This window comes from Variovorax sp. FW305-3-2-15-B-LB1, assembly GCF_058787635.1.
Window position 1 is genome coordinate 40,715 of record NZ_JBYSZY010000051.1, and the last position, 6,494, is coordinate 47,208.

6 protein-coding genes are annotated in these 6,494 nt (G+C 71.7%); 1 reads left to right on the top strand and 5 read right to left on the bottom strand.

Annotation, left to right across the window (positions count from 1 at the left end):
- Nucleotides 1–3: 3 nt before the first annotated feature.
- Complete coding sequence (locus tag AC3WQR_RS24865; RefSeq protein WP_492744339.1) at nucleotides 4–1,662, bottom strand: adenylate/guanylate cyclase domain-containing protein; 1,659 nt, start codon at nucleotides 1,660–1,662, stop codon at nucleotides 4–6.
- Between the two features lie 43 nt (nucleotides 1,663–1,705).
- Here AC3WQR_RS24865 and AC3WQR_RS24870 point away from each other — a divergent pair, with 43 nt between their 5' ends.
- A complete protein-coding gene (locus tag AC3WQR_RS24870) occupies nucleotides 1,706–2,431 on the top strand; it encodes a Crp/Fnr family transcriptional regulator (RefSeq protein ID WP_492744349.1) in 726 nt (241 codons plus the stop codon).
- Nucleotide 2,432: 1 nt separating this feature from the next.
- Here AC3WQR_RS24870 and AC3WQR_RS24875 read toward each other — a convergent pair whose 3' ends face one another.
- The 4 genes from AC3WQR_RS24875 to AC3WQR_RS24890 all read right to left on the bottom strand — a co-directional run bounded on the left by AC3WQR_RS24875 (nucleotide 2,433) and on the right by AC3WQR_RS24890 (nucleotide 6,409).
- Entirely contained in the window at nucleotides 2,433–2,906 is a 474-nt protein-coding gene (locus tag AC3WQR_RS24875; RefSeq protein WP_492744341.1) for a DoxX family protein, read from the bottom strand.
- A 139-nt stretch (nucleotides 2,907–3,045) separates the two neighbouring features.
- A complete protein-coding gene (locus tag AC3WQR_RS24880) occupies nucleotides 3,046–4,050 on the bottom strand; it encodes a tripartite tricarboxylate transporter substrate-binding protein (protein WP_492744343.1) in 1,005 nt (334 codons plus the stop codon).
- Nucleotides 4,051–4,099: 49 nt separating this feature from the next.
- Nucleotides 4,100–5,509 carry an amidase family protein gene (locus AC3WQR_RS24885; RefSeq protein WP_492744345.1) on the bottom strand — a complete coding sequence of 470 codons (1,410 nt, stop codon included), beginning with the start codon at nucleotides 5,507–5,509 and terminating at the stop codon, nucleotides 4,100–4,102.
- Between the two features lie 117 nt (nucleotides 5,510–5,626).
- Complete coding sequence (locus AC3WQR_RS24890; RefSeq protein WP_070061946.1) at nucleotides 5,627–6,409, bottom strand: FadR/GntR family transcriptional regulator; 783 nt, start codon at nucleotides 6,407–6,409, stop codon at nucleotides 5,627–5,629.
- Nucleotides 6,410–6,494 lie beyond the last annotated feature (85 nt).

The window sequence follows — 6,494 nt, forward strand, 5'->3', positions numbered from 1 at the left end:
TGCTCAGGCCGCTTTTGCTGCGCGTGAATACATCACGGCCAGCGGCTCGGAGCGCCCGCGCACGTTCAGCGTGTCGACCGGCCCCAGCGTTGCTTCGGCGCCGGCCTGTTGCGCCGCGAACTGCGAGACCACGAGCCGCGCCGAGGCGGTCTTGGAATGGTCCTGCAGGCGGCTCGCGGTGTTGACCACTTCGCCGATGGCTGTGAAGGTGGTGGTCTCGAGGTAGCCGACCTCGCCGACGGCCGCGCGCCCGGCGTGCAGGCCCATGCCGAAGTCCAGGTGTTGGCCGAACTGGGCCTGGAAGTCGACGTTCCATGCGTCCATGCGCTCGCCGATGAGTTGGGTGGCGTGCAGGGCCTGCCGGCAGGCGGTGGGCAGGTCGCTCTCGAGGCCGAAGATGGCCATCACGCTGTCGCCGATGAACTGGTTGGGCACGCCGCCGCTCTCGCGCACGGCGGCGCCCACGATGGCGAAGTAGCGGTCGAGCACGTAGGCCAGGTCGAAGGGCCATTGCCGTTCCGACAGGCCCGACCAGCGCCGCAGGTCGACGAACAAAATCGCCACGTCGCGCTCGTGCCCGAAGCGGCCGACCGGTGCGGGCCGGCCTTCGCGCGGCAGCGGCGCGAACAGCGGCGTCACCTCGATGCTGCCGCGCGGGCGCAGCTGGCAGGCCAGCCGCACGTCGTGCGGGGCGCGCACGCGTTCGAGCGTGCGCTGCTCGTCGCGGCCCGGCATGCCGATGTGTTCGGGCGCACCGCCCACGCGCACGCGGCAGGTGGAGCAGCGCGCGCGCCCGCCGCAGATCGACACGTGCGCGATGCCGTGCGAGCGGCTGGCTTCGAGCACGCTCCAGCCGGGCGGCACGTGCACGGTGCGGTCGGGGTAGCGCAGCGCGACGGTGGCACCGCTTGCGCGTCGCGCGAGTCTGCTGCGCGCCGCGTAGGCCGCGAGCAGGGCCAGCAAGGCCAGCGCGTAGTAGAGCTTGAGGTTGGTCTCGGCGGCGTTGAGCGCGCGGCCCTGTTCGGGTGTCGGCAGCACGACGGGCGGCACGCCGGTCCACTGGAACTCGCGCCCCATCGAGACGAAGCCCATCGCGGCGGTCACCGGCAGCAGCACGGCCACCGCGAGCAGCGGCGCGAACAGGCGCCGGTAGAGCGGGCGCACGCGCAGCGCGAAGTGCAGGCCGAGGCAGCCGTGGGCCCAGGCGGCGAGCATCATGCCCAGCTGCGCGCCCGCGCCGGCCAGGTCCCACAGGCCCCAGACCACGCGCACGTACGAACCCTCGATGCCGTAGGCCAGCCAGGCGCCGCGCATGGCGGTGAGGTGGGTGGCCAGCAACAGCGGCAGCGCAAAGCCCAGCAGCACGCGCAGGGCTTCGAGCGGCGGCATGCGCAGGGTGCGGCGTTCCCACAGCGCGGCCACGGCGAGCACGAGGTGGGTGAGGGCGGCGCCGTACAGCAGCAGCGTGCCGGGCAGGCTGTGCCAGAACTTCTGCACGCCGCGCAGCACGGTTTCGGCCGCGGCGAAGGAGACGATGCCCAGCGAATGGTTCAGCAGGTGCGCCGTGATGTAGGCCATCAGCACCAGCCCGCTCGCCCAGCGGAGGTTGCGCCGTGTCGGCGTTCTCAGCAAAAAAGGGGAAGGAGGGGAACGTCTGTCCATGAACGGGTTCGAAGCGGCACCCGAGCATAATGCGCGCGCCTCGATGACCACCGGCATGGCCCTACCCGAACCCACCCCCCGCTCCAGCCTCGCGCTGCGCCGCATCGCGCTGCTCGAAGGCCTGTCCGACGACCGCTTCGACCATCTGGCGCGCCAGTGCCTGTGGCACAGCGTGGCGGCCGGCAAGCCGCTGATGCTGCGTGCCGACCTGCAGGGCGAGGTGTTCCTGCTGGTGTCGGGCCGCGTGCGGGTGACGACCTACGCGGCCAACGGCCGGCAGGTGACGTTCCGCGATTCGGAGGCCGGCGCGCATTTCGGCGACATCGCCGCTTTGGACGGCGGGCCGCGTTCGGCCGACGTGGTCACGCTCGAACCCTGCGTGGTCGCCAGCCTGGACCGCACGGCCTTCCTGGCGCTGCTGCGCGAGGAGCCGCTGGTGGCCGAGCGCGTGATGCAGCGGCTGGCCGCGCTGGTGCGGCAGCTGTCGGAGCGGGTGATCGACCTGAGCACGCTGGGCGTGCAGAACCGCCTGCATGCCGAACTGCTGCGCCTGGCGCGCGAGGCCGGCATCGACGGTAACGAGGCCCGGCTGGAGCCCGCGCCCAAGCACGCGGCACTGGCCAGCCAGATCAGCACCAACCGCGAGCAGGTGACCCGCGAACTCAACACGCTGGTGCGCGGCGGCGTGCTGCGCAAGGACGGCAAGGCGCTGGTGGTGGCCGATGCCGAGCGCCTGGCGCTGATGGTGTCGCAGGTGCGCGGCGACTAGATCAGTTCCAGCGGCCGTTGGAGCCCGCCACGCTGTAGCGGCCGGCGCCCATCAGCGCCACGCTCAGTGCGCCGAACAGGTACAGGCCCTGCAGCTCCAGCGCCCAGCCGCCTTGCTTGGTCAGCGCAAACAGGTCGGCCATGTGCACGAGGCCGAAGGCGAAGAGCATGTTGATCACCACCACGGCGGCGGCGGCGCGCGTCCACAGGCCCGCGATCATCAGGAGCGGCGCGACGATCTCGCCCACGAACACGAGGTAGGCCAGCCCGCCGGGCAGGCCGGCCTTGGCCAGCATGCCGCCGATGAAGCCGACGCCGGCCGAGAGCTTGAAGATGCCGTGCAGCAGCATCAGCACGCCGACCGACACGCGCAGCACCAGCTTGCCGGCGTCGTCGCGGGCCGCGGGCGTGGCAAGGAACGACGAAGAGGAAGACGCCGAAGCGGCGGAGGCGATCGGGGCAGCCTGGGTGTTCATGGCGAATCCTTGAGTGGAAGAAAAAAGGAAGAAGGCCGCCGCGGACTGCGGCGGTTGCCATGCCAGTGTGAGAGCCCCGTCGCCGCCGGTCGGTGCGTTTACGCACACTTTTCGGCGGTTGGGTCGCTGCCGCCGGGCCTCAGTCGCCCTTGTAGCCCGAGGCCTTGATCACCGGCAGCCAGCGCGCGGCCAGCGCGTCGGTGTAGCGCACCACCTCTTCGCTCGACGCGCCGGGCAGCAGGTCGTAGCCCACGCGGCCGAGCTTTTCGCGCACGTCGGGCAGGGCCAGCACCTTGCGCACGGCCCGGTTCCACTGGGCCAGCGTGGCGGGCGCGGTGTTGGCGTGGGCGTACAGCACATAGCGCGACGAGGCCACGAGCGTCGGGTAGCCCGACTCGGCAAAGGTCGGCACGTCGGGCAGGCCGTCGGCGCGCTTGTCGCCGGCCACGGCCAGCACGCGCAGCTTGCCCGCGCGGTGGTACTCGGTGAGGGTGGTTGTGGCGTCCATGCCCGAGGCCACCTGGCCGCCGATCAGCTCGGTGACCATGGCCGCGCCGCCGCGGTAGGGCACCAGGGTGGCGCCGCTGCGCGACAGGGCCACGAAGTCCATCGCCAGGAAGTGCAGCAGCGAGCCCACGGTGGTGATGCCGATCGAGCCCTGGTCGGGGTGGGCCTTGGCGGCCTGGACGAACTGGGCCAGCGTCTTCACCGGCGAGGCGGCGCTCACGGCCAGGCCGAACTGGATGCCGCTCACGTCGGTCACGGGCTTGAAGTCGGTGGCCGGGTTGAAGCGCATGTTGGCGTAGATGGCGGGGCCGATGAACATCGGGTCGACCGGCGCCAGCAGCATGGTGGTGCCGTCGGCGGGGCTGTTCTTCAGCACCTCGGCCGCCAGCCGCGTGCCGGCGCCGGGACGGTTGCCGACCATGACCGGGCGGCCGAGCTCGTCCTTGAGTTTTTCGGACAGCAGCCGGCCCATGAAGTCGGCCGGGCCGCCGGCCGGGAAGGGCACGATCAGGCGGTTGACCGCCGGCTGCGCGTTCGCGCCGTACGGCAGCAGGCCGCCCAGGCCCGTGGCCGCTGCCGCGCGGATGAGGCCGCGCCGCGAGAGTGCCGGGCCGGTGGGGAAAGTGAAGGGGGTCATCGAAAGTCTCCGGGTAGTTGGAATCGTTGGAAGAGCGGGAAAAGAAAGGTCACTGCGCGACCAGCGGCGTGAAGCGCGCCGCGTCTTCGAGCACCTGGCCGGCCTCCAGCAGCAGGTCTTCACGAAAGCGCCAGGCCAGCAGCTGCACGCCCATGGGCGCGCCGCCGGCCATGCCGGTGGGCACCGCGAGGCCGGGCATGCCCAGCGCGGCGGTGGCGAGCAGCGGGCTCTGGGCGTCGATGAGGGCGCGGGCGCGCTCCAGGCTGGCGACGTCTTCGTCCTGCGGACAGGGGCGCTGCCACGACACGGGCATCAGCACCAGCGGATGGGTCTGCATGAACATCGACCAGCTGCGCAGCAGCGCCTGGCGCCGCGCGAGCGCATCCAGAAAACCGTCGCGGTCGGTCTCGGCCATGCCTTCGAGCAGGTAGCGCTGGCTGCGCCGCATGAGGTCGTCGCCGTGCTGCTCGACGCCCGCGATGATGTTGCGGCGGGTGTCGTCCACGATCAGCGTGCGCCACAGGGCGGCGGCTTCGCCGAAGCAGGGCAGCTCGGCTTCGTCGACCGCGTAGCCCGCCTGCTGCAGCCAGCGCGCGGCATCGTCCAGCGCCTGCGTGACGGCCGGGTCGACCGGGATGCCCGGCGCGCGCTTGAACAGCGCCACGCGGATCGGGCCGGCGGGGCGCGGCAGCTCGTGCGGCATGGGCACCCAGTTCGGGTCGCGCGCGTCGGGGCGCGCCATGGCCTCGTAGCCCAGTCGCAGGTCGGCGATGCTGCGCGCCAGCGGCCCCTGCACCGACATGAGCTGCGGCGTGATGCCGCGCTCGCTCGTCGCGCTCGGGTTGAAGGCCGGCACGCGGCCGGCCGTGGGGCGCAGGCCGGCCACGCCGCAGGCATACGCGGGGTAGCGGATCGAGCCGCCGATGTCGTTGCCGTGCGCCAGCGCGCCCATGCCGGCGGCCACCGCCGAGGCCGCGCCGCCGCTGGAGCCGCCGGGGGTGATGGCCGCGTCCCACGGGTTCAGCGTGCGGCCGTGCACGCCGTTGTCGGTGAACCAGCGCGACGAGTAGGTCGCGGTGTTGCTGCGCCCCACGATGACGGCGCCCGCGCTGCGCCAGTGCGCCACCACCGGCGCGTCTTCGCGGGCGATGTGGTCCTTCAGCGGGATCACGCCGTTGGTGGTGGCGTGGCCGGCCTGGTCGACGTTGACCTTGATGCTGACCGGCACGCCGTGCAGCGGGCCCAGCGGCTCGCCGCGCGGGGTGCGTGCGTCGGCGGCGTCGGCGCTGGCCAGGGCTTCGTCGGCCAGCACTTCGGCCAGGGCATTGAGGCGCGGGTTGAGTTCGGCGATGCGCGCGAGCACGCTGGTCGTCACTTCGCGGCAGGACACCTCGCGGCGGCGCACGGCGTCGGCGAGGTCGATGGCGCTGCGCTGCCAGAGGGCGGGGAATGCAGTCATGGGAGGTCTCAAGGAAAGTTCAGGCAAAGGAAACCCCGCACCCCGGCGCGACCGGGGTGAAGGCAAGAGAGAGCAGGAGAAGAGGGCGGCGGCGGGTCAGCCCACGCCGCGCGGGCGTCAGCCGGTCGGTTTCTTCATGAGCAGGCTGCCGCGGTCGACGCGGGATTCGGCCTCCAGGGCCAGGGCTTCGGCGTGTTCCATGTGCACGCGCATGACCTCGCGCGCGCGCGCGGGGTCGCGGGCGCGCAGTGCGTCGAGCAGTTCGGTGTGGCTGTCGACGATCTCCTCGTCGAACTGGTCGAACTCCGTGAGTGCGTTGCGCACGATGATCACGCGGCGGATCACGTCGTTGAGCAGGCGGCACACCAGCGCCAGGAAGGGGCTGCTGCAGGCCTCGGCCAGGCGGTCATGGAACAGCAGGTCGGCCTCGCGGCGCTCGTTCCAGTCGGCGCTGCCGCCGTGCGCCGGGTGGCTGTGGCCGATCAGCGCCTCCAGCGCGGCCAGGTCGGCCTCGGTGAGGCGCGTGGCCACGTTGGCGGCCAGCTCGGGCTCGACCACGCGCCGCAGCGCGTACAGCATCGTGATGTCGACCGGCTGGAAGTACAGGAAGTTCGACACCGCCTGCAGGCACTGCTCGTACGAGGCCTGCGTGAGCGTGGCGCCGCCGTTGGGGCCGGTGCTGATCGCGACCAGCCCCTGCACCTGCAGCGCGGCCAGCGCCTCGCGCACCGTGCCGCGCGACACGCCGAGCTGCTCGATCAGCTCTTTCTCCTGCGGCAGCTTGTTGCCGACCTGCTGCTGGGTCTGCACGACCCAGCGCTTGATGTTGTCGACCACCTGGTCGGAACGCTTCACGCGCTTGTCGCGGGTGAGCGAGGGCTTGGGTTGGGAAGGGGGCATCTGCGTTTCGGGTATTTATGATCATAAATGTCATAAATCTCGAAAACGCTGTCAAGCGGGTTGTCCCGTGAGGGGGGAGCGGGGC